22 protein-coding genes are annotated in these 20904 nt (G+C 70.3%); 9 read left to right on the forward strand and 13 right to left on the reverse strand.

Translation table 11 applies throughout. The features are described 5' to 3' along the window. Positions 1-34: 34 nt before the first annotated feature. Together ABE505_RS14180 and trxA are read right to left on the reverse strand one after the other, a co-directional pair. The gene (locus ABE505_RS14180) at positions 35-505 is read right to left on the reverse strand and encodes a DUF4442 domain-containing protein (protein ID WP_346443879.1); all 471 of its coding nucleotides are present in this window, start codon (positions 503-505) and stop codon (positions 35-37) included. Between the two features lie 106 nt (positions 506-611). Next, complete coding sequence (gene trxA / locus ABE505_RS14185; protein WP_346443881.1) at positions 612-1496, reverse strand: thioredoxin; 885 nt, start codon at positions 1494-1496, stop codon at positions 612-614. Positions 1497-1681: 185 nt separating this feature from the next. Between trxA and ABE505_RS14190 the strand changes: the two genes are divergently transcribed. Then, positions 1682-2254 (forward strand): DUF998 domain-containing protein, encoded by a 573-nt coding sequence (locus ABE505_RS14190; RefSeq protein WP_346443883.1) that lies wholly within the window; start codon positions 1682-1684, stop codon positions 2252-2254. Position 2255: 1 nt separating this feature from the next. Here the strand turns inward: ABE505_RS14190 and ABE505_RS14195 are convergent, their stop codons facing one another. Beyond that, the gene (locus ABE505_RS14195; protein WP_346443884.1) at positions 2256-3590 is read right to left on the reverse strand and encodes an amidohydrolase family protein; all 1335 of its coding nucleotides are present in this window, start codon (positions 3588-3590) and stop codon (positions 2256-2258) included. 69 nt (positions 3591-3659) lie between these two features. Next, positions 3660-5354 (reverse strand): diguanylate cyclase, encoded by a 1695-nt coding sequence (locus ABE505_RS14200; RefSeq protein WP_346443886.1) that lies wholly within the window; start codon positions 5352-5354, stop codon positions 3660-3662. Between the two features lie 102 nt (positions 5355-5456). Here ABE505_RS14200 and leuS point away from each other — a divergent pair, with 102 nt between their 5' ends. The 6 genes from leuS (at position 5457) to rlmH (ending at position 11516) form a co-directional block, all read left to right on the forward strand. After that, on the forward strand, positions 5457-8210 hold the full coding sequence (gene leuS / locus ABE505_RS14205) for a leucine--tRNA ligase (RefSeq protein ID WP_346443888.1): 2754 nt from the start codon (positions 5457-5459) through the stop codon (positions 8208-8210). 65 nt (positions 8211-8275) lie between these two features. Beyond that, positions 8276-8812: an LPS assembly lipoprotein LptE gene (gene lptE, locus ABE505_RS14210; RefSeq protein ID WP_346443890.1), complete on the forward strand. Its 537-nt coding sequence runs from the start codon at positions 8276-8278 to the stop codon at positions 8810-8812. Positions 8813-8846: 34 nt separating this feature from the next. Next, positions 8847-9893, forward strand: a complete 1047-nt coding sequence (gene holA, locus ABE505_RS14215) for a DNA polymerase III subunit delta (RefSeq protein WP_346443891.1) — start codon at positions 8847-8849, stop codon at positions 9891-9893. An 8-nt stretch (positions 9894-9901) separates the two neighbouring features. Then, positions 9902-10558 carry a nicotinate-nucleotide adenylyltransferase gene (nadD, locus tag ABE505_RS14220; RefSeq protein ID WP_346443893.1) on the forward strand — a complete coding sequence of 219 codons (657 nt, stop codon included), beginning with the start codon at positions 9902-9904 and terminating at the stop codon, positions 10556-10558. A 30-nt stretch (positions 10559-10588) separates the two neighbouring features. Continuing rightward, complete coding sequence (gene rsfS / locus ABE505_RS14225) at positions 10589-10999, forward strand: ribosome silencing factor (protein WP_337244929.1); 411 nt, start codon at positions 10589-10591, stop codon at positions 10997-10999. A gap of 46 nt (positions 11000-11045) precedes the next feature. After that, positions 11046-11516, forward strand: coding sequence for a 23S rRNA (pseudouridine(1915)-N(3))-methyltransferase RlmH (gene rlmH, locus ABE505_RS14230; protein WP_346443894.1), 471 nt, complete (start codon positions 11046-11048; stop codon positions 11514-11516). A 42-nt stretch (positions 11517-11558) separates the two neighbouring features. Here the strand turns inward: rlmH and ABE505_RS14235 are convergent, their stop codons facing one another. From ABE505_RS14235 to ABE505_RS14270, 8 genes are all read right to left on the reverse strand, one after another. Beyond that, positions 11559-12848, reverse strand: coding sequence for a nucleotide sugar dehydrogenase (locus ABE505_RS14235; RefSeq protein ID WP_346443895.1), 1290 nt, complete (start codon positions 12846-12848; stop codon positions 11559-11561). 62 nt (positions 12849-12910) lie between these two features. Next, the gene (locus tag ABE505_RS14240) at positions 12911-13747 is read right to left on the reverse strand and encodes an alpha/beta hydrolase (RefSeq protein WP_346443896.1); all 837 of its coding nucleotides are present in this window, start codon (positions 13745-13747) and stop codon (positions 12911-12913) included. Further along, positions 13744-14553, reverse strand: coding sequence for a bifunctional hydroxymethylpyrimidine kinase/phosphomethylpyrimidine kinase (gene thiD, locus ABE505_RS14245; RefSeq protein ID WP_346443898.1), 810 nt, complete (start codon positions 14551-14553; stop codon positions 13744-13746). The genes ABE505_RS14240 and thiD overlap by 4 nt, the downstream gene beginning before the upstream one ends. Before the next feature lie 42 nt (positions 14554-14595). Then, complete coding sequence (locus ABE505_RS14250; RefSeq protein WP_346443900.1) at positions 14596-15279, reverse strand: YoaK family protein; 684 nt, start codon at positions 15277-15279, stop codon at positions 14596-14598. Positions 15280-15315: 36 nt separating this feature from the next. Then, positions 15316-15567, reverse strand: a complete 252-nt coding sequence (locus ABE505_RS14255; RefSeq protein WP_346443902.1) for a helix-turn-helix transcriptional regulator — start codon at positions 15565-15567, stop codon at positions 15316-15318. Between the two features lie 215 nt (positions 15568-15782). Further along, entirely contained in the window at positions 15783-17183 is a 1401-nt protein-coding gene (locus ABE505_RS14260) for a PhoH family protein (protein ID WP_346444018.1), read from the reverse strand. Between the two features lie 175 nt (positions 17184-17358). Beyond that, a complete protein-coding gene (locus tag ABE505_RS14265) occupies positions 17359-17835 on the reverse strand; it encodes a peroxiredoxin (RefSeq protein ID WP_346443904.1) in 477 nt (158 codons plus the stop codon). An 85-nt stretch (positions 17836-17920) separates the two neighbouring features. Beyond that, entirely contained in the window at positions 17921-18508 is a 588-nt protein-coding gene (locus tag ABE505_RS14270) for a glycine cleavage system protein R (RefSeq protein WP_183426267.1), read from the reverse strand. 206 nt (positions 18509-18714) lie between these two features. Here ABE505_RS14270 and dapA point away from each other — a divergent pair, with 206 nt between their 5' ends. Together dapA and ABE505_RS14280 are read left to right on the forward strand one after the other, a co-directional pair. Continuing rightward, on the forward strand, positions 18715-19617 hold the full coding sequence (gene dapA / locus ABE505_RS14275) for a 4-hydroxy-tetrahydrodipicolinate synthase (RefSeq protein WP_346443906.1): 903 nt from the start codon (positions 18715-18717) through the stop codon (positions 19615-19617). A gap of 21 nt (positions 19618-19638) precedes the next feature. Further along, positions 19639-20148, forward strand: coding sequence for a hypothetical protein (locus ABE505_RS14280; RefSeq protein WP_346443908.1), 510 nt, complete (start codon positions 19639-19641; stop codon positions 20146-20148). A 90-nt stretch (positions 20149-20238) separates the two neighbouring features. On the opposite strand, the gene fdxA is transcribed toward ABE505_RS14280, so the two are convergent. Continuing rightward, entirely contained in the window at positions 20239-20562 is a 324-nt protein-coding gene (gene fdxA / locus ABE505_RS14285) for a ferredoxin FdxA (protein WP_346443910.1), read from the reverse strand. Positions 20563-20904 lie beyond the last annotated feature (342 nt).

Consider the following 20904-nt stretch of genomic DNA (forward strand, 5'->3'; position numbering starts at 1 on the left):
AGCGGTCGATGGCTTGGGGCGTGGCGTGCGCGGATCAGGCAGGTGCGGGGGCGCTGCCGCGGTCGCGTTTGCGGCGCACATAGATCTGCTTGCGTACGCGGGCGACCGGTTCGCCCGCAGCGTCGACGACGTCGGTGGTGAACCAGCGCAGATGCTTGTCGCCGTGCGCGGTCGCCACGCGGATCGCCTCGACCGTCGCCGCATCCAGATCGAAGGTGGCGTGCACGGTGCCGCGCCCGGGACGGATGAATTCGATCTCGGCGGCCTTGTCCCAGACCACGTAGTCGTCGCCGAGCGCGTGCAGCGTCATCAGCATCCAGAACGGGTCGGTCATCGCGAACAGGCTGCCGCCGAAGTGGGTGCCGACGTAATTTCGGTTGTACCAGTGCCGGCGCAGCTCGACCCGGGCATGCGAAAGCCCGGGCGTCAGCGCGGTGACGCGGATCCCGGTGAACAGGAACGGCGGCCAGAGATTGAACAGCAGGCGGGCGAGGCGCGGCGACATGGACGAGGGACGTGGCCAGGACGTTCGGACACTACCATACGCACCTGTATGTTTGCGCGGCGCCCGCACCGGGGCGGACCGATGCGGGCGTCGCGGCGTCGCGCTGTCAGAACAGCAGCGAGGCCATCTTCCTGCGGTAACGGCCGACGAGTTCGGCGTCGTCGACGATGCGGAATGCGTCGATCAGCGCCTTGCGCGGCAGGCCGTCCTCGAAGCTGCGGTCGCGGCGCAGCATCTCGATGAACTGCTCCAGGCCGTCTTGCGCATCGCCAGCGACGATCTGGCGCACGCCCAGCAGATGGCGGGCGCGCAGGTCCGCAGGATCGCGTTCGATCGCCGCCTGCAACGCATCGGCGGGCGGCGCGTCGACCAGCAGCGCGGCAAACTCCAGACGTGCCCGGGCCTTCACGGCGCGATCGTCGGTGGCGAGATTGGCCGGCAGCCCGTCGAGCAGGCCTTCGGCTTGCTGTGCGGCGCCGGTCTGCAGCAGCGCCAGCGCCAGGTCGAGCCGCAGCTCCGCCTTGTCGGGCTCGGCGGCCACTGCCTCGCGCAGGCGCGCGACTTCGGCTTGCGGATCGAGCGGGGCGGCCTCCTCGGGCGACGCGACGTCGTCCTCGGCCGGCACGATGCCGTGCCGCTGGAGGAACTCGCGCAACTGGCCTTCGGGCAGCGCGCCCGGAAAGCCGTCCACTGGCTGCCCCCCGGCGATCAGGAAGACCGTGGGCACCGAGCGGATCTGGAATGCCGCGGCGATCTGCGATTCCTTGTCGACGTCGACCTTGGCCAGGATGAAGGCGCCGTTGTACTCGGCTGCCAGCTTTTCGAGCACCGGACCCAGGGTCTTGCACGGGCCGCACCATTCCGCCCAGAAGTCCACCAGGACCGGCACTTCGAGCGAGGCCTGCAGCACCGCCGACTCGAAGGTCTCGGTGGTGACATCGACGATATGAGGCGAGCGTTCGGGAGTGGGGGCTTGGCCGTTGAGGAGCATGCGGTTTTCCGGTTGCGATCGGGGAGCCGCCGGAGCGGCCCGACTAGAGGTGGCGACGGTTGCGCAGGATACAAGCGCGACCTCGAGTGCAGCCTGTCGTGACCCTGGTCGACAGCGGCGCGGTGGCGTGCCGGGGCCTATCATCCGGGCCGGACAAGGCCGGAGTGGGGCGGATGGTGAGATCGGTGCGATGGCGATCGCTGGGGGCGGTGCTCGTGGCGCATGCCGCGACCTGGCTGGCGATGCTCGGCTTCGCGCGCTTCGTGGGCCTGGCGCCCGGCTTGCCGCTGGCGTTGCCAGGCGCGCACGGGCTGCCGCATGCGGGTGTGTTCAATCTGCTCGCGTTCGTGCTGCCCGGCCTCGCCCTGGGCGCGGTGGCGTGGCGCGCGCGCGCGCGCTGGTGGCCGGACGCGGGCCTGGCCGTCGGCATCGCATTGCGTCTGTGGCTGCTCGCGGCGCTGCTGTTCGCGCTGCAGGGCGCGCTGCCGCTCGATGCCGGCGACCTCGACGGTGGCGGCAGCCGGGCGCATGCGAGCGCGTGGATGCTGTGGGCGCTGGCCTTCGGCGCCGGCGCGGGCCTGGCCGTCGTCGTCGTGCCGGGTGTGCGGCTGGTCTCGCTGCTGGCCACGCTCGCGGTCGTGGCCGCGCTGGCATCGCCGGCGGTCGCGGCCGCCGGTGCGGCCGACCGCGTGCTGCTGCTGGCCTGGTGCGGCTGGACGGCCTGGCTGGCGTGGCGATTGCCGCGCCGGGCCGGCTGACTCAGTCGCGCGTTACCGATGCGTCCGGCGTGCGGTACACGCGGCCGGCCTTCATCACAAAGTCGACCGCCAGCACCGCATTGATGTCGGCGACCGGGTCGCCCGGCATCGCGATGATGTCGGCGCGCCGCCCGGCTTCGACGAGGCCCTGGTCGTCGACGCCCAGCACCGTGGCCGCGTGCAGCGTCGCCGACTGCAGCGCGTACGCCGCCGGGATACCGGCCTCGACCATGTAGACGAACTCGCGCGCGTTGTCGCCGTGCGGGCCCACGCCCTGGTCGGTGCCGAACGCGATCGGGACCCCGGCGCGGTAGGCGCGCGCTGCGGTGTCCTGGATCTGCGCGCCGATCGTCGCCGCCTTCGGGCGCACGACCTCGGGAAAGTAGCCCGGTTCGCGCGCTTTGTCGGCGACGAAGCGCCCGGCGTAGATGGTCGGCACGTACCAGGTGCCGCGCTGCTTCATCAGTCGCATGACCTCCTCGTCCATGTGGGTGCCGTGTTCGATGCTGGTCACGCCGGCCAGCACCGCGCGCTTCATGCCCTCGGTGCCGTGGGCATGCGCGGCGACGCGATAGCCGTAGTCCTTGGCGGTGTCGACCACCGCCTGCACTTCGTCGACGGTGAACTGCGGCGCATCGCCGGATCGGGCGTAGCTGAGCACGCCGCCGGTGGCGGTGATCTTGATCACGTCGCTGCCGTCCTTGTAGCGCTGGCGCACGGCCTGGCGGGCGTCGTCGATGGAGTTGATCACGCCTTCGGTCGGTCCCGGCGGGCCGAGCAGGTGCGAGAGCATCGAGTTGTAGCCGTTGCTGGGATCGGCATGGCCGCCGGTGGTGGCGATCGACTTGCCGGCCGCGAAGATCCGCGGGCCGCGTACCAGGCCCTGTTCGATCGCATCGCGCAGATGCGGCGCGACTTCGCCGCCGAGATCGCGCACCGTGGTGAAGCCGGCGAGCAGGGTCTTTTCCGCGTAGCCAACCGAGCGGTAGGCGAAATCGACCGGGTCGAGGCGGAAGCCTTCCGAATAGCTCTGCGGGCCGGACTGCGAGCCCAGGTGCACGTGCAGGTCGGTCCAGCCGGGCATGCAGGTGCGTCCAGCGAGCGCGATCGTGCGTGCCGGCTCCGCCGAGGCCGCATGACCGGCGGTGACCGATTCGATCCGGCCGTCGGCGACCACGACCGTATGCGCGCCGAGCACGCGCCCGCTGCGCGCATCGAACAGGCGCTCGCACTGCAGCGCGGTCCGGTCCTGGGCCTGCGCGGCCGGTGCGAGCAGGGCGGCGGCGAGCAGGGCGAGCACCGGGGACGGTGCGGTGAGGCGGAAGCGGCTGGACATGCGGCGGGCTCCGGACGGCCGGGACAGGAAGCCGGATTGAAGCACGATCGTGCGGCCTGTGCCGCAGCTTCAGTCGGTCTGCGAGGCGTGCAGCACGCGGTTGCGGCCTTCGGCCTTGGCGCGATACAGGGTCGCATCGGCGACCTGCAGCAGCAGTTCGGGCGTGGTGCCGTTGGCGGGGAAGGTCGCGATGCCGATCGACAGTGTCACCGGGCCGAGGGTCTGCCCCATGTGCTGCAGGCTGGAGATCTCGACCGCGCGGCGGATCTGCTCGGCGCGTACGCGCGCATTCGCCGCGTCGAGTTCGGGCAGCACCACCGTGAACTCTTCGCCGCCGTATCGGCAGGCGATGTCCTCGGTCCGCACGCCGGCCTGGATCAGCCGGCCGACCTGGCTGAGCACGGCGTCGCCCGCGGCATGGCCGTGGGTGTCGTTGAAGCGCTTGAAGTGGTCGACGTCGAGCATCATCAGCGACAGCGGCAGGTTGCGGCGCTCGCAGCGCTGGAGCTCGCGCGCCAGGCTCACTTCGAGATAGCGGCGATTGAACAGCGAAGTCAACGGATCGCGCAGCGACTGCGTGCGCAGGGTCTCGCGCAATTGCAGGTTGGCCAGCGCCAATGCCATCTGCTCCGACAGCGAGGCCAGGATCGCGGCGTCGTTGTCGCCGCTCGACGCATCGCTCGCCGCGCTGACGTGCAGCATGCCCAGCGACTGGCCCTGCGCGATCAGCGGCACGCACAAGGTCGACACGCCGTCCAGCGGCACGTCCCGATCGATGTGCGCGCAGCGCAGCCCGCCGCTGCGGCCGCGCAGGTAGTGCGGCTGGCCGCGGCGCAGGGCCCAGCAGTCGTCCTGGGTGACGGTGTCCTCGTGGCTGATCGGATGCTCGCCGAAGGTGGCGGCGCTTTCGAGGAAGTTCTGCGACGGGCGCGCCAGGTAGCAACGCCCGCTGGCGCCGGGCACCAGCTCGACGACCGCGCGCGTGGTCAGCGCGACGATCTCCTCGCGGCTCTGGCAGCTCTGCAGCATGCCCGCGTACTCGCTCTGGGTGTGCCGCTGTTCCGACAGCGCGTGCAGGTCGCGCATTGCGTTGCGCGCGTCGCGCTCGAGCAGGCGGTTGCGCTGATTTTCGCGCCACAGGCTCCACTGCATGAAGACCAGCAGACCCAGCGCGACGACGAACGCCAGCACGATGAACACCACCAGCAAGGTCGCCCGCTGCTGGCTGGTGACCTGGCGTTCGGCCAGCAGCCGGCTTTCCTCATCCATGATCTGCTGGCGCAATGCCGACATCGCGGTGGCGCGGCGCACGTTGTCGCTGATCCGCCGTTGGCGTTCTTGGTCGGGCAGAGCGGCCATCTGCACCGGGTCGAGCAGGATTTCCATCGTGCTCAAGTGACGCTGCATGTCGGCGTCGAAGGTGCGCGCCAGCGCCTGCTGCGACGGATTGTCGGCTGTCAGCTCGATCAGCCGGCGACTGGATTGGCTGGCGCGCGCCACCGCGTCGCCGTACTCGGGACGGAAGCTCTCGCGGCCGGTCAGGCGATAGCCGCGCGCCTTGGACTCGGCTTCGTGCAGCGCCGCCTCCGAGGCGACCAGCAGGTTGATCACCAGGTAGCTGTGTTCGAGCGACCCGTTCGCGCGCTCCAGGCCGCGCACGCCGACGATCGCCGCGGTGGCGGCACCCACCAGCAGCACGAACGCCAGCAGGATCGCGGGCAGGCGCAGGGCACGGGATCGGGAGCACGATGATGTCCTAGACATCAGGTCAGTCTAGCAGCGGCCCGGTGGCGCTGCGGCCTGCGTGGCGGACGCCGGGGCGCTGGGGTAGGCTTGCCGGCTGTCCTCCGCTCCGCAGAACCGTCCGTGTCCAGCGATCCCGCAGCTCCGTCGTCCAACGCCTATCAGCCTACCCGCGTCGAGGCCGACGCCCAGCGGTTCTGGACCGACACCCATGCCTTCGAAGTCGTCGAGCGCAGCGACCGGCCCAAGTACTACTGCCTGTCGATGCTGCCCTACCCCTCCGGTGCGCTGCACATGGGCCACGTGCGCAACTACACGCTCAGCGACGTCATCAGCCGCTACCAGCGCATGATCGGCAAGAACGTGCTGCAGCCGATGGGCTGGGACGCGTTCGGCCTGCCGGCCGAGAACGCGGCGATCAAGAACGCGACCGCGCCGGCCAAGTGGACCTACGCCAACATCGACCATATGCGCGGACAGCTGCAGGCGCTGGGCTATGCGATCGACTGGGGCCGCGAGTTCGCCACCTGCAGCCCGGACTACTACGTGCACGAGCAGCGCATGTTCGTGCGGCTGATGAAAAAGGGTCTGGCCTACCGCCGCAATGCGGTCGTCAACTGGGATCCGATCGACCAGACCGTGCTCGCCAACGAGCAGGTCATCGACGGCCGCGGCTGGCGCTCGGGCGCGGTGGTGGAGAAGCGCGAGATCCCGCAGTGGTTCCTGAAGATCACCGACTACGCGCAGGAACTGCTCGACGGCCTGGACACGCTCGAGGGCTGGCCGGATTCGGTCAAGACCATGCAGCGCAACTGGATCGGCCGCAGCGAGGGGTTGGAGATCACCTTCGCGGTCGACGGCGAAGCGACCCCGCTGACCGTCTACACCACGCGTCCCGACACGCTGATGGGCGTCACCTTCCTGAGCATCGCCGGCGAGCACCCGCTGGCGCTCAAGGCCGCGCAGGACAATCCTGAGCTGGCCGCGTTCCTGGCCGACCTGCGCCAGGGCGGCGTGTCGGAGGCCGAGCTCGAGGCCCAGGACAAGCGCGGCATGGCGACCGGCCTGTGGGCGATCCATCCGGTCACCGGCGAGGATGTGCCGATCTACGTCGCCAACTTCGTGTTGATGGGCTACGGCACCGGCGCGGTGATGGCGGTGCCTGCGCACGACCAGCGCGACTGGGAGTTCGCCAAGGCCTACGGCCTGCCGGTGCGGCCGGTGATCGTGCCGCTGGCAGTACGCGATGCGTTGCGCGAGGTGATCGGCGACGTTGCCCACGACGCCGACCCGTTCCAGGCCGCGTTGGCCGGCGGGTCGGTCGATGCCTACGACACCTCGGCGGCGGTCGCGGTGGTTCGCGACTATCTCGACGGCATCGAGCAGCGCGGCGCCTACACCGAGCGCGGCGTGCTGATCAATTCCGGTCAGTACGATGGCCTGGATTTCGACGGCGCCTTCGATGCGCTGGCCGCGTACCTGGGCACGCAGGGGCAGGGCGCACGCAAGGTCAACTTCCGGCTGCGCGACTGGGGCGTGAGCCGCCAGCGCTACTGGGGCTGCCCGATTCCGGTGATCTACTGCCAGGCCTGCGGCGCGGTGCCGGTGCCGGAGGACCAGTTGCCGGTCCTGTTGCCCGAGGATGTCGAGGGCGCGTTCGCCAACCCGGGCGTCGTGCAGTCGCCGATCAAGTCCGATCCGCAGTGGCGCAAGACCACCTGTCCGGACTGCGGCGGCCCGGCCGAGCGCGAGACCGACACCTTCGACACCTTCATGGAGTCGAGCTGGTACACCGCGCGCTACACCTCGCCCGGCGCTGCGGACATGGTCGACGAGCGCGCCAATTACTGGATGCCGGTCGACCAGTACATCGGCGGCATCGAGCACGCGATCCTGCACTTGCTGTACTTCCGCTTCTACCATCGCCTGATGCGCGACGCGGGCCTGGTGCAGGGCGACGAGCCGGTCCGCAACCTGCTGACCCAGGGCATGGTGATCGCCGAGACGTTCTATCGGGAGCAGGCCAACGGCGGCAAGGACTGGATCCGTCCAGCCGACGTCGAGGTCTCGCGCGACGACAAGGGCCGTATCGTCGGTGCAGTGTCCAGGCTCGACGGCGCGCCGGTGCAGGTGGGCGGCGTGGAGAAGATGTCCAAGTCCAAGAACAACGGCGTCGATCCGCAGTCGATGATCGACAAGTACGGTGCCGACACCGTGCGCCTGTTCTCGATGTTCGCCGCCCCGCCCGAGCAGTCGCTGGAATGGAACGAGGCCGGCGTCGAGGGCATGGCGCGCTTCCTGCGCAGGCTGTGGACGCAGGTCCAGCGGCACGTCGAGGCCGGCCCCGCCGGCGCCTTCGACGTCGCCGCCGCTACCCCGGCGCAGCGGACGCTGCGCCGGCAACTGCACGAGGCGATCCAGAAGGTGGGCGACGACTATGGCCGCCGCCACAGCTTCAACACCGCGATCGCGGCGGTGATGGAGTTGTTCAACCATGTGCAGAAATTCGAGGCCGACGACGCCAACGCACGCGCGTTGCTGCAGGAGACCTTCTCGACGATCGTATTGCTGCTCAATCCGATCACCCCGCACATCGCGCACGCGCTGTGGCAACTGCTGGGCCACCCCGAGACACTGCTCGAGGACCAGCCGTTCCCGCGCGTCGACCCGGCCGCGTTGGCCCGCGATGCGCTGACCCTGGCCGTCCAGGTCAACGGCAAGCTGCGTGGGACGATCGAGGTCGCCGCCGATGCCGCCAAGGACGCGGTCGAGGCGCAGGCCTTGGCCGAGCCCAACGTGGCGCGCTTCCTGGCACAGATGACCGTGCGCAAGGTGATCGTCGTGCCGGGCAAGATCGTCAACATCGTCGCCGCCTGAACCTGCCGGGGCGGCGCGTCCGCGCGCCGCTTGCCGGCCAAGACCGCCTCGTCCAGACTCCGCCCATGAGCATCCTTCGCCCGGTTTCCCTCCGTCTGGCCGCCGTCGCTGCGGTTCTTGCGCTGACCCTGTCGGCCTGCGGCTTCCATCTGCGCAACGCACTGACGCTGCCGGCGGAGCTGGGGCCTGTGGACATCGTCTCGTCCGATCCCTACAGCCGGCTCGCGCGTTCGGTCGAGCGCGCGTTGGCCGCGGCCGGCGCGCAGATCGCCGAGGAGGATGCGGTCGACGTCGCGGTGCTCGACATCCGCTCCGAGCGCTGGGCGTCGCTGCCGGCCAGCCTCGATGCCCAGGGCCGCGCGCAGGAGTACACGCTGCGCTACGCGGTGGTGTTCACGATGCGCGACGCCGACGGCCGGGACATCGTGCCCCAGCAGGCGATCGAGCTGGCGCGTGACTATCTTGCGTTGCCGACCGACTCGATCGGCGCCGATTCCGAGCGCGAGCTGCTGTCTCGCGAGCTCGAGCGCGAGATGACCGCCTCGATCATCCGCCGCATCGACGCCGTGTTCCGCAACCCGCAGGAACGCGTGCGCAATTGATGGCGGCGGCCCCGGCCAGCGGCGTGTCCCCGCCGTGGAACTGACCCCCGAACGCCTGCCCGCGCAACTGGCGCGCGAGCCATTGCGGCCGGCCTATCTGATCGCCGGCCCCGAGCCGCTGCGTGTGCTCGAGGCCGCCGACGCGGTCCGGGCCGCGGCACGGGCCCAGGGCGTGTCCGAGCGCGAAGTCTTCGAGCCCGAAGGCCGCGATGTGGACTGGAACGCGCTCGAAGCCACGTTCCGAGCGCCGAGCCTGTTCGCCAGCCGACGGCTGGTCGAGCTGCGCCTGCCCACGACCAAGCCCGGCAAGGAGGGCGCGCAGGTCATCGCCGGCTTCTGCGCCGATCCGCCGGCTGACGTCACCTTGCTGATCACCGGCGGCGAATGGAGCCGCCAGCACGGCGGCAAGTGGAGCGAGGCGGTGGCGGCGGTCGGGCATCTGGTCGTCGCCTGGCAGGTCAAGCCACACGAACTCGAAGGCTGGATGGAGGCGCGCCTGCGCAGTCGCGGCGTGCCCGCCGAGCGGGCCGCGGTGCAACTGCTGGCCGAGCGCGTCGACGGCAACCTGCTGGCTGCAGCGCAGGAGGTCGACAAGCTCGCGCTGCTGGCCGACGGCCAGCCGCTGGATGTGGCACGGATGCAGGCGCTGGTCGCCGATGCCGCGCGTTACGACGTGTTCCGGCTGCTCGATGCGACGATGAACGGCCAGCCGGCGCAGGCTGCGCGGATGCTGGCGGGCCTGCGCGCCGAGGGCGCGGCGATTCCTGCGCTGATGGGCATGATCGTCATGGAGCTCACGCGCGCGGCCAGCCTGGCACAGGTCCAGGTGCGCGGCGGCAACATGGCGGCCGAGTTCAAGGCCCAGCGCATCTGGGACGCGCGCCAGGCCGGCTACCGGCGTGCGCTGCAGCGGCACCCGGCTGCGCGTTGGGACCGCTTCGTCGCCGAGGCCGGCCGGATCGACCGGATCGCCAAGGGGCGCGGCCGGCCGGGGATCGACCCGGCCGACGCCTGGCTCGCGCTCGAGCGGCTGCTGATCGCGGTCGCCGACGCCCGGGCCGGCGCGCTGCTGGCGGCCTGACCCCGGCGATGCTCTACCTGGTCTACGGCGGCACCTTCGATCCGCTGCATTGCGGCCATCTGGCGATCGCGCGGGCCGCGCGCGACGCGCTGGGCTGCACGGTCCGGCTGATGCCCGCTGCCGACCCGCCGCATCGCGCGCCGCCCGGTGCCGATGCCGCGCAGCGCGCGGCGATGATCGCGCTGGCGATCGACGGCGAGCCGGGCCTGCTGCTCGATCCGGAGGAACTGCAGCGTGGCGGCCGCAGCTACACCGTCGACACCTTGGCCGCGCTGCGCGCGCGCCTGGGCGATGCCCGGCCGCTGGCCTGGCTGGTCGGTGCCGACAGCCTGCTGGGCCTGCCCGGCTGGCATCGCTGGCAGGCGCTGTTCGCGTTGGCGCACCTGGTGGTCGCCGAGCGTCCAGGCAGCGGCCTGGACGGTGCGCTGGCGCCGGCGTTGGCGGCCTGCCTGGCCGATCGCTGGACCGATGACCCGGCGGCGCTGTCGGCGACCCCGGCCGGGCGGGTACTGCGCCTGCGCCAGCCGCTGCATCCGGTCTCGGCCACGCAGGTGCGCGCACGGGCGGCCGCCGGTGCACCGCTGGTGGGCCTGGTGCCTGACGCGGTGGCCGCATTCATCCAGGAGAAGGGGCTGTACCGGCCGCCGCCGGGCGCTCCGCTATAATCCACGCCGCACTTTCCGAGTCCCGATCCCTTGTCCGATACCGCCCACGTCATCAAGACCCGTCTGCCCGAGCCGCCGCCGGCGGCAGATGTTCTGCTCCGCACCGCGCTCGACGCGGTCGACCACCTCAAGGCCGTCGATGTCGTCGATATCGACGTGCGGGGCCGCAGCAGCGTCTGCGACTTCATGGTCGTCGCCTCCGGCACCTCCAGCCGCCACGTGAAGTCGATCGCCGATGAGGTCGTCAAGCGCGCCAAGCAGCTTGACTGCCAGCCGCTCGGCGTCGAGGGCGAACGCGAGGCCGAGTGGGTGCTCGTCGACCTGGGCGATGTGGTCGTGCACGTCATGCTGCCGCGCGTGCGCGAGTTCTACGCGCTCGAGCGCCTGTGGACCGTCGGCGACCAGCCACCGGGCGCCGGCGAGCCGCGCAGCGACGGGTGAATCGGCGTTCGGCCCCGGCCGATGGCCGTCTGCCGCGCATGACTGCATGAAGGCCCGACTGGTCGCGGTCGGCGAGCGTGCCCCCGGCTGGGTGGTCGATGGCTTCGGCGAGTACCGCAAGCGCCTGTCGCACTGGTTGCCGCTGGACCTGGTCGAGGTCGAGCCGGGCCTGCGCGGCAAGGGCCGCGACACGGCGCGTGCGATGGCCGACGAGGGGGCGCGCGTGCTCGCCGCGCTGCCACGCAATGCGCTGGTGGTGGCGCTCGACGGCCGCGGCCGCATGCATTCGTCCGAGGACCTCGCCCAGCGGCTGGAACACTGGCGGGCGCAGGGGCGGGATCTGGCCTTCCTGATCGGCGGACCGGAAGGCCACGCCGATGCGGTGCTGGCGCGCGCCGACGAGCGCTGGTCGTTGGGGCCGCTGACCTTGCCGCACATGCTGGTGCGACTGGTGCTGGCCGAACAGCTCTACCGCGCTGCGGCGATGCTGGCCAACCATCCCTATCACCGCGCTTGACGGCGGCGCTCGCGCGGCGTCAAGCGCGCATAGGGGGCGGCGCTACAGCCGTGCGTCGACCTCGTCGGCCGGCAGGATCGCCTTGACGTCGAACAGCACCGCGCCGGGCTTGCCGTAGGCGCGGATGCCTGCACTGCCGAGTTCGCGGAACTGGCTGTGGGCGACCGCCAGCACGATGGCGTCGTAGGCGCCCGCCTCGGGCACAGCGACCGGGCGCAGGCCGTACTCGTGCTCGGCATAGGCCGGGGCCACCCAGGGGTCGTGCACGTCCACTTCGACGCCATAGCTGCGCAGTTCGGCGACGACGTCGACCACGCGCGTGTTGCGCAGGTCCGGGCAGTTTTCCTTGAAGGCCAGGCCCAGCACCAGCACGCGTGCGCCGGCGGTCTGGATACCGCGCTGCTGCATCAGCTTCACCAGCCGCTGGGCCACGTGCAGGCCCATGCTGTCGTTGATGCGGCGTCCGGCGAGGATGACCTCCGGGTGGTAGCCGATCTGCTGGGCCTTGTGGGTGAGGTAGTAGGGATCGACGCCGATGCAGTGGCCGCCGACCAGGCCGGGGCGGAACGGCAGGAAGTTCCATTTCGTGCCGGCTGCTTCGAGCACCTCGTAGGTATCGATGCCGAGCCGCTCGAAGATCAGTGCCAGTTCGTTGACCAGCGCGATGTTGACGTCGCGCTGGGTGTTCTCGATGACCTTCGCCGCCTCGGCCACGCGAATGCTCGAGACCCGGTGCGTACCGGCCTGGACGATGTCGCGATACAGCGCATCGACAAAATCGGCCGCCTCAGGCGACGAACCGGCGGTGACCTTCAGTGTGTTCTCCAGGCGGTGCAGCTTGTCGCCCGGGTTGATGCGCTCAGGGCTGTAGCCGACTTGGAAATCGTCGCGGTAGCGCAGGCCCGAGGCCTGTTCGAGGATCGGGACGCAGACCTCCTCGGTCGCGCCCGGATACACCGTGGATTCGTAGATCACCACATCGCCGGCCGCGAGCGTCGCGCCGACCGCTCGGCTCGCGCTTTCCAGCGCCGACAGATCCGGGCGGCGGTAGTCGTCGACCGGCGTCGGCACCGTGATCACGTGTACGTTGCAGCGCGCGAGCGCTGCCGGGTCGGCGCTGTAGTGCAGGTGGCTCGCCGCGCGCAGTTGGTCTTCGGACAACTCGCGGGTATGGTCCTGCCCGGCCTGCAACTGCTCGATGCGCGCCTGGTCGATGTCGAAGCCCAGCGTGGGGTGGCGCCGCCCGAACGCGACCGCGAGCGGCAGGCCGACGTATCCCAGGCCGACGACGGAGATGCGGATGTCGTCGCGTGCGGGTGGCGTTGCGCTCATGGACGAGGGGACGTTCGGGAAGAGGACAGCGCAGTTTAGCGCAGCGCCCCGGGGCGACCGGGTCAGCGCTGCGCGAGCCAGTCGGCGATCGTATCGGGCCGCTGCATCCAGGCGAAATGATCGGCGTCGATGCCCAGCGCCTGGGCATCGAAGGTCGCGATCGTCGGCGCCGGCGTGGCGAGCTTGCCGAGCAGGTAGCGCAACGAGGAGGCCGGGGCCATCCAGTCGTCGACCAGCACGGCGGCCGCGACCGGGACATCGACCCGATGCAGCGCGGTGTCCAAGTCCAGGTCCAGGCCGGCGGCGCAATAGCGGCCCGACAGCCCGCTGCGCGTCCAGTCGGCGATGACGCCGCGGGCCTCGTTGCCGCCGAAGCCGAGCCGGCGACCGGGCAGTGCGCCGTTGACCCGCGACAGCCAGGCCATGAACCGGTAGAGCGCCGGCAGCGCGAGCGCGCGCGGGCCGGAAAACGCGCGCCAGTACGGCGCGCCGCTGGCGACCAGCCACAGCGCCTGCGCCGCGTCGGGTCGACAGGCCAGATGGCAGCAAGCGAGTTGGCCGCCGAGACTGTGCCCGCCGACGATGCGGCCAGCATTGGGGACGGCCGTGCGCATCGCCGCCTCGCTGCAGGCGATGTCGGCCAGCAGTTCGCGATAGCCCCAATCGACGTGTCGTCCTGCACGCAGCGCGCTTGCGCCGATGCCGCGCCATTCGTGCAGGAAGACCGCGATGCCCCGCGCCGCCAGGCGTTCGGCGAACGGCAGGTAGTGGCGCGCCGCCACGCCCAGCGCGGGCAGCCAGAGCAGGCTGCGCTGTGGCACAGCCGGCACGCGCGCGATCAGTTCGTAGCGATGGCCGTCGCCTGCGACCAGGGGCAGGGGCGGCGACGGCGTGCTCATCGGGCGATCGGCCCCAGGTGGCCGAGCACGCTGACCGCGCTGCGCCCTGGCCGGTAGGCGTCGCGCATCGTCGCGTGCACGTAGTCGATGCCCTGGCGGCAGGCGTCCGCCGCCGACGCGCCCAGCGCCAATTGCGCGGCGATCGCCGACGACAGCGTGCAGCCGGTGCCGTGGCCGTCGATCGCCAGGCGCGGCGCGTCGTGTTCGAACTGCGTCTGCGCATCGGCGTAGCGGTCCACCACGCGGTCGCCCTCGTCGAGGTGGCCGCCCTTGAGCAGCACGCCGCGCGCACCAAGCGCGCGCAGCTCGCCCAGTGCGGTGCGGGCGCGGGCGGCATCGGTGATCGGCGAACCGAGCAGCAGTTCCGCCTCAGGGATGTTGGGGGTGAGCACGGTCGCACGCGGCAGCAGCCGGGTGCGCAGGGCTTCGAGCGCATCGTCGTCGAGCAACTTGGCGCCGGAGGTCGCGATCATCACCGGGTCGAGCACCACCGGGACGTGCGGATGTGCGGCGAGCGCGTCGGCCACCGCGACCACGATCGACGCGGTGGCGAGCATGCCGATCTTCACTGCACGCACGTCGAAGTCGTCGAAGCAGGCGTCGATCTGCGCCTGCAGGAATGCGACCGGCGGCGCGTGCACCGCACTCACGCCGCGGGTGTGCTGCGCAGTGAGCGCGGCGATCGCCGACAGGCCGTGCACGCGGTGCGCCGCGAAGGTCTTCAGATCGGCCTGGATGCCTGCACCGCCGCCCGAGTCGGAGCCGGCGATGGTGAGCGCGGAAGGGGGGCGAGGGGTGTCGGACATGGCGCTATTCTGCCGCAACGCCCGGTGCGCACGGGCAGACGTTCACTCGACGCGGCGCGTAGCGCGCACCAGCGTCCAGTGCCGGTAGCCCACATAGCTCAGACCGGTCAGGCCGGTCAGCGCCGCCGGGATCAGCAGCGCGTGGTAGTGCAACGCCCGGAACAACCAGGTGCCGAGCACGCCGCCGCCGAGGAAGCCGGTGATGATCAGTCCGCTGAGCGTGAGCCGGCGCATCGGCAGTGGTTTGCCGCGGATCAGATGGCCCAGGCCGATGCCAAGGTCGGTGAACATGCCGCTGAGATGGGTCGTGCGCACGATCGCGCCGCTGTAGGTGGTCACCATCGCGTTCTGCAGGCCGCAGGCCATTGCCGCCAACAGCGCGCCGTGGAGGGGCTGGGACGAAAACAGCGGGACCGCGGCCAGCAGCAGCGCCGACTCAAGGGCGAGCGCGACGCCATAGCGTCGTCCCAGGCGCAGCGCACTGTCCTGGATGATCAGGCCGCTGAGCATCGCGCCGATGCTGAAGGCGATCAGCATCGCCCACAGATGGCGCACCGAGCGCCAGTCGCCGTCGGCGAGCGCGGCGCCGAGCAGGCTGGTGGTGCCGGTGAGATGGCTGACGGCCAGATGCTCGAAGCCCAGGTAGCCGGTCACATTGACCATGCCGGCGATGCACGCCAGCGTCACTGCGCCCACCCAGACCCAGCGTGGCAGCTGCATCCCCATCGCCTCAGCGCACCGCCTTCGATGGTCGGAACGGGCTCATGCCGGGTCCTTGAGCCGCACACCGCGGCCACGCCCATGGCTGGGGCGGTCGTTGCCGATCAACTCGACGCCTGCCGCTTCCAGCGCGTCGACGATCTTGGTCAGCGTCGCGATCGACCCGCGCACATCGCCGGCGCTGGCCTCCATGCGTTGGATCGTCGGCAACGAGACGCCCGACAGCGCCGCCAGCATTCGCTGGTCGAGACCGAGCAAGGCACGCGCGGCGCGCAGCTGGGTGGCGGAGATCACGGCGGCGGCCCTGGGCGCATGCCGGCATGTTGCATCGCAGCGAAAGCCGATGCAAGCCAGAGCGGTTCAAATCGATGGCTGATACATCAATCCAGCCGTCACAGCCCTGGTTGGAGGTGGCGGGTAGCGAGCCGCGGGATGCCGACACCCGCAGCGCGGGTGCCGGCGTCGTGTGGACCCCAATCGGTCGGGCACATCCCGGCTGATGGCTGGGGTCAGAGGACCTCGGACGCGAAATCGGCCAGGCGCGAACGCTCGCCGCGGCGCAGCGTGATGTGCGCGCTGTGCGCCCAGTGCTTGAAGCGGTCCACCGCGTAGGTCAGGCCCGAGGTCGTCTCGGTCAGGTAGGGCGTATCGATCTGCTCGACGTTGCCCAGGCACACGATCTTGGTCCCTGGGCCTGCGCGGGTGATCAAGGTCTTCATCTGCTTGGGCGTGAGGTTCTGCGCCTCGTCCAGGATCAGGTAGCGGCTGAGGAACGTGCGTCCGCGCATGAAGTTCAGCGAGCGGATCTTGATCCGCGACGCCAGCAGGTCGTTGGTCGCCGCGCGGCCCCAACTGCCGCCGTCCTGGTTGTGCGTGAGCACCTCGAGGTTGTCGGTCAGCGCGCCCATCCACGGCGTCATCTTCTCTTCCTCGGTGCCGGGCAGAAAGCCGATGTCCTCGCCGACGCTGACCGTCGCGCGGGTCATGATGATCTCGCGATAACGCTGCTGGTCCATCGTCTGCGCCAGACCCGCAGCCAGTGCCAGCAGGGTCTTGCCGGTGCCGGCGGTCCCCAGCAGCGTGACGAAGTCGACATCCGGGTCCATCAACGCGTTGAGCGCGAAGTTCTGCTCGCGGTTGCGCGCCAGGATGCCCCAGACCGCATGCTGGTTGTGGCGGAAGTCGTCGACGATCTGCAGCGTCGCGCGGCCGTCCTCGACCGCCACCACCCGGAACTCCGATTCTTCGTCCCCGGGCAGGTACAGGAACTGGTTGGGATACCAGCCGTCCTCCTCGTCGGCGGCGAGTTCGTAGAACGTGCGGCCCTTGTCGGTCCACGAGCGCAGATCCTTGCCGTGCCGGGTCCAGAAGTCCTCGGGCAATGCGGTCGCGCCGGTGTAGAGCAGGCTGAAATCGTCGAGCGCGCGATCGTTCTCGTAGTCCTCGTTGGCGATGCCGGCGATCGCGGCCTTGATCCGCAGGTTGATGTCCTTGGAGATGAACACCACCGTGCCGTCGGGCGCCTCGCGCTTGAGTGCGAGGATCGCGCCGAGGATGCGGTTGTCGGGGGCGACCGCGCCGAACGAGGTCTTGTCCTCCTGGGGCACCGTGGTCTGGAAGCGCAGGTGGCCGACGCTGGCCGCGCCGCGCAGTTGCAGGCCCTGGGGGCGGGCGAGCGGCAGGCCCGAGGCGATGCGCTCACTGCCCGAGGCTTCGATCAGCTCGTTGATGAACCGGCTGACCTGCCGGGCATTGCGGCTCGATTCGCTGGTGCCCTTCTTGGCGTTGTCGAGCTCTTCGATCACCTGCATCGGCAGGTAGACATCGTGCTCCTCGAACTTGAACAGCGCCGTGGGGTCGTGCATCAGCACGTTGGTGTCGAGGACGTAGACACGCTTGCCTTGGGTCATCATCGTGGTCGCGGCGCTCCGTGGCGGGGCGGGGAGGGAGACAGGGTCGAGGCCAGCATCCGCGCCGGCGGTCGAGAACGGGTGAGGCCGGGCAACCGGCCGATATCGATCGCGCACGGCGCCGCCGCCATGGCCCGGAATCCGGGACGGCGGCCGCCGGGGCGGGCAAGGGCGATCACCGGGATTGCGCGGCCTGCAGCGCGTCGAACACGGCCTGGGCATGGCCGGCGACGCGGACCTTGCGCCATTGCGCCTCGATGCAGCCCGACGGGTCGATCAGGAACGTGCTGCGCTCGATGCCCAGCACCTTGCGACCGTACATGGTCTTTTCGCGGATGACGTCGAATGCGCGGCACAGCGCCTCGTCGGCATCGCTGACCAGCGGGAAGGCGATGCCCTGCTTGGCGCAGAAGTTGTCGTGCGCGCGCACCGAATCGCGCGACACACCGAGCACGTCCGCCCCCAGCGCATGCAGGCGCGGCAGCAGCGCATTGAAGTCCAGGCCCTCGGTCGTGCAGCCGGGCGTGGCGTCCTTGGGATAGAAGTACAGCACCAGCCAGCGGCCCGCGTAGGCGGCGAGCGTGGTGGTCGTACCGCCGGACAGGGCCAGCGGCAGCTGCAGTGTCGAGGCGGGGAGAGGTGTGGCGCTCATCGAACAGTCGGCCGTTCCATGCCGGTGGCGTTGCGCATCACGATGCGCGATGCCGATGCGGGAGGCAAGCGGTGCACCATCGGCATCAGAACTTCATCGGGTCCATGATGGCGTCGAGATTGAGGTGGTCGCAGAACTCGAGGAAATCGTCGCGCAACGCGGCGATGTGCATGTTCGACGGAATGCCGATGGTGACCTGGGCCGAGAACATGTCCGCGCCGGTCTGCATCGCGCGATAGCGCGAGGAGTGCAGGCTCTCGATCGTGATGCCTTGGCGGTCGAAGAAATCCGCCAGTTGATACAGGATGCCCGGCTTGTCGGCCGCGACGACTTCCACCACGTAAGGCAGCAGGTTCGACTGCACAGGCTTTGGGCCGGTGCGGTACCAGATCAGTTTCAGGCCTTCCTCGCGCTCCAGGCGGGTGAGCATCGCCTCGAGCTTGGCGACCGCGTCCCATGGGCCATTGGCCAGCGCGGTGACTGACACATCGCGGCCCACGGTGGACAGGCGGGTGTCGACGAGATTGCAGCCGCTGTCCGCGATCCGCCGCGACACCGACAACAGCGGCGAGGCCGGATGCGTGGTGTAGGCGTTGATGAGCAGGTAGTTCTCGTTCGGCGCAGGCCGTGAAGCGGTATCGGAATCGGTCAAGGCGGCGTCCGCGGCGGGAATCTGTTCGACGGCAAGCGCGTCGAGGGCGACTGGAGGGTGAACGGCGACCCGGCCGGGGCCGGTGCCGCGGTCAGCATACTTGCCCGCGCTTCGCGGCCGCAAGTAACATCGGCCGGCATTTTCCGCGTGTTTCCGCCGTTCGTGCGCCCAACGGGCGCGTTCCGGCGACCGCGGTCGCCCCGTCCCCAAGCCCTGGATGCCTCATCTTGCGACTCTCCGGCAGCATCACCGCCCTTGCCACCCCGTTCTCGCCCTCGGGCGCGCTCGACCGGTCGGCGTGGAAACGCCTGGTGGACGCACAGTTGGCAGCGGGCACCCAGGGGCTGGTGGTCGCCGGCTCGACCGGCGAGGCGGCCACGCTGGAGGACGAGGAATACGACTGGCTGATCGCCACCACGGTCGCGCAGGTCGCCGGCCGCGTGCCGGTACTGGCCGGGACCGGTCAGCCGGGCACGGCGAAGACGGTCGCGCTGACCCGTCGGGCGGCGGCGCTCGGCATCGATGCGGCGCTGGTCGTGGTGCCGGCGTACGTGCGCCCGACCCAGGCAGGCCTGGACGCCCATTTCCGCGCAGTCGCCGACGATGGCAGCGTGCCGGTGCTGCTCTACAACGTGCCGGGGCGGACTGGTACCGACCTGTTGCCCGAAACCGTGACCGGGCTGGCGACGCATCCGCGCATCGTCGGCATCAAGGAGGCGCACAACGGGCAGGCGCGCATGCAGGCGCTGCTGGCGCTGCAGGGCGAGGGGTTCTCGGTGCTCAGCGGCGACGATCCCACCGCTGCGCGCGCGATGCTGGCCGGTGCCGACGGCACGATCTCGGTGGTGTCCAATATCGTGCCCGCCGCGTTCCGTCGCCTGTGCGATCTGGCGCGGGCCGGGCGTGCGGACGAGGCCATGGCCTGGGATGCACAACTGCAGCCGATCCACGCGTTTTCGGGCATCGAGTCCAATCCGATCCCGGTCAAGGCGGTACTGGCGCGCCAGGGCTTCGGCCACGGGCTGCGCCTGCCGTTGACCCCCCTGGCCGAGGCGCATCGCGCGCAGGCCGACGACGCGACGCGACTGGCGGCGGACCTGGAAGGGTCCTGCCGCGCGCGCGCCGCCTGATTTCCCAGGAGAACTCCACCCATGCGTCGATCCCATTCCCCCATCCGTTACGTCGCCATCGCCGTCCTGGCCGTCGCGGTCGTGGGCGCCAGCGGCTGCCGCTGGTTCAAGAAGGACAACGCGCTGTATGCGCAGAGTCCCGAGAGCCGGCCGCTCGAAGTGCCGCCGGACCTCGACCAGCCGCGCACCGATGGCGCGATGGCGTTGCCGCCGGCCGGCGGCTCGGCGACCCAGTCGGCGACGGTTGCGGCCGCCTCGTCGAATGTCGCCTTCACCGTGGCCGGCGAGCGTGACGCGGTGTTCGCCCGCGTCGGTCAGGCGTTGGCGGGGGTCGAGGGTGTGACCGTCAACAGCCAGTCGCAGGCGCTGGGCACCTACGAGATCGCCTATGCGGGCAGCCAGTTCCTGGTGCGCGTGGGTGCCGGGCAGGGCGGGGCGACAGTGTCGGCGGTCGATCCGCGCGGTGTCGCGGCGAGCGGCGCAGGCCCCGAGCGCGTGATTGCGGCGCTGCGCGCGGCGCTGGCCAACTGAGGCTGGGCGTCGGTCCCTTCGGGCCGGTCCGCAAACGCAGAACGGGCGCCTCGCGGCGCCCGTTCTCGTTGCGATGCCGGACCGGTCGGCTCAGCGTTCGAGCAGCGGCAGCTTGCCCGGCTTGCCTTCCCAGTCCTTGGCGTCGGGCAGCGGGTCCTTGCGCGTGGTGATCACCGGCCAGACCTGGGCCAGTTCGGCGTTCAGCGCGACGTAGTGTTCTTGGCCGGCGGGGACATCGTCCTCGGGGTAGATCGCGTTGATCGGGCACTCGGGCTCGCACAGGGTGCAGTCGATGCACTCGTCCGGGTCGATGACCAGGAAGTTCGGGCCCTCATGGAAGCAGTCCACCGGGCAGACTTCGACGCAGTCGGTGTACTTGCACTTGATGCAGTTTTCGGTGACGACGAAAGGCATGGAGATCTTCGAACGCGCGGCAATGCGTCAAGTTTAAGGCAGGGCTCCGCGCTGCGGTGGAAAGGATTCGCATTTGCGCGTCCAGGACGTGATGTTGGACGAGCGAAGAAGCGCTTGACTGACACGACGGCGCGGCGTCTTCGGACGGGCAGCGGCCGACCCGCCGGAAGCCGCTCTTCCCTCGGTCAGGACATCCTGTCCTGACTCGGGCGCGCGCCATCCTTGGCGCGCTCGATGCAGCCACCGGCCGGCCGGCCGCTGATGCGGGCGTTTGCAAACCCCCAACGGAGCGTCGAGGCAGGGCCCAAAACAGGGTGAGAAAGGAAAATAGAGAGGCGAAAA

The organism is Luteimonas sp. TWI382, assembly GCF_039674545.1.
Lineage (GTDB): Bacteria > Pseudomonadota > Gammaproteobacteria > Xanthomonadales > Xanthomonadaceae > Luteimonas.

Excerpts from the sequence above, each read along its gene's own strand:
- rlmH (WP_346443894.1), top strand. The coding sequence starts at position 11,046 with ATGAAGGCCCGACTGGTCGCGGTCGGCGAGCGTGCCCCCGGCTGGGTG.
- nadD (WP_346443893.1), top strand. The coding sequence starts at position 9,902 with ATGCTCTACCTGGTCTACGGCGGCACCTTCGATCCGCTGCATTGCGGC.
- ABE505_RS14280 (WP_346443908.1), top strand. The coding sequence starts at position 19,639 with ATGCGTCGATCCCATTCCCCCATCCGTTACGTCGCCATCGCCGTCCTG.
- ABE505_RS14235 (WP_346443895.1), bottom strand. The coding sequence starts at position 12,848 with ATGAGCGCAACGCCACCCGCACGCGACGACATCCGCATCTCCGTCGTC.
- lptE (WP_346443890.1), top strand. The coding sequence starts at position 8,276 with ATGAGCATCCTTCGCCCGGTTTCCCTCCGTCTGGCCGCCGTCGCTGCG.
- ABE505_RS14260 (WP_346444018.1), bottom strand. The coding sequence starts at position 17,183 with ATGACCCAAGGCAAGCGTGTCTACGTCCTCGACACCAACGTGCTGATG.
- trxA (WP_346443881.1), bottom strand. The coding sequence starts at position 1,496 with ATGCTCCTCAACGGCCAAGCCCCCACTCCCGAACGCTCGCCTCATATC.
- fdxA (WP_346443910.1), bottom strand. The coding sequence starts at position 20,562 with ATGCCTTTCGTCGTCACCGAAAACTGCATCAAGTGCAAGTACACCGAC.
- ABE505_RS14240 (WP_346443896.1), bottom strand. The coding sequence starts at position 13,747 with ATGAGCACGCCGTCGCCGCCCCTGCCCCTGGTCGCAGGCGACGGCCAT.
- ABE505_RS14180 (WP_346443879.1), bottom strand. The coding sequence starts at position 505 with ATGTCGCCGCGCCTCGCCCGCCTGCTGTTCAATCTCTGGCCGCCGTTC.
- ABE505_RS14195 (WP_346443884.1), bottom strand. The coding sequence starts at position 3,590 with ATGTCCAGCCGCTTCCGCCTCACCGCACCGTCCCCGGTGCTCGCCCTG.
- thiD (WP_346443898.1), bottom strand. The coding sequence starts at position 14,553 with ATGTCCGACACCCCTCGCCCCCCTTCCGCGCTCACCATCGCCGGCTCC.
- ABE505_RS14250 (WP_346443900.1), bottom strand. The coding sequence starts at position 15,279 with ATGGGGATGCAGCTGCCACGCTGGGTCTGGGTGGGCGCAGTGACGCTG.
- ABE505_RS14200 (WP_346443886.1), bottom strand. The coding sequence starts at position 5,354 with ATGTCTAGGACATCATCGTGCTCCCGATCCCGTGCCCTGCGCCTGCCC.
- ABE505_RS14265 (WP_346443904.1), bottom strand. The coding sequence starts at position 17,835 with ATGAGCGCCACACCTCTCCCCGCCTCGACACTGCAGCTGCCGCTGGCC.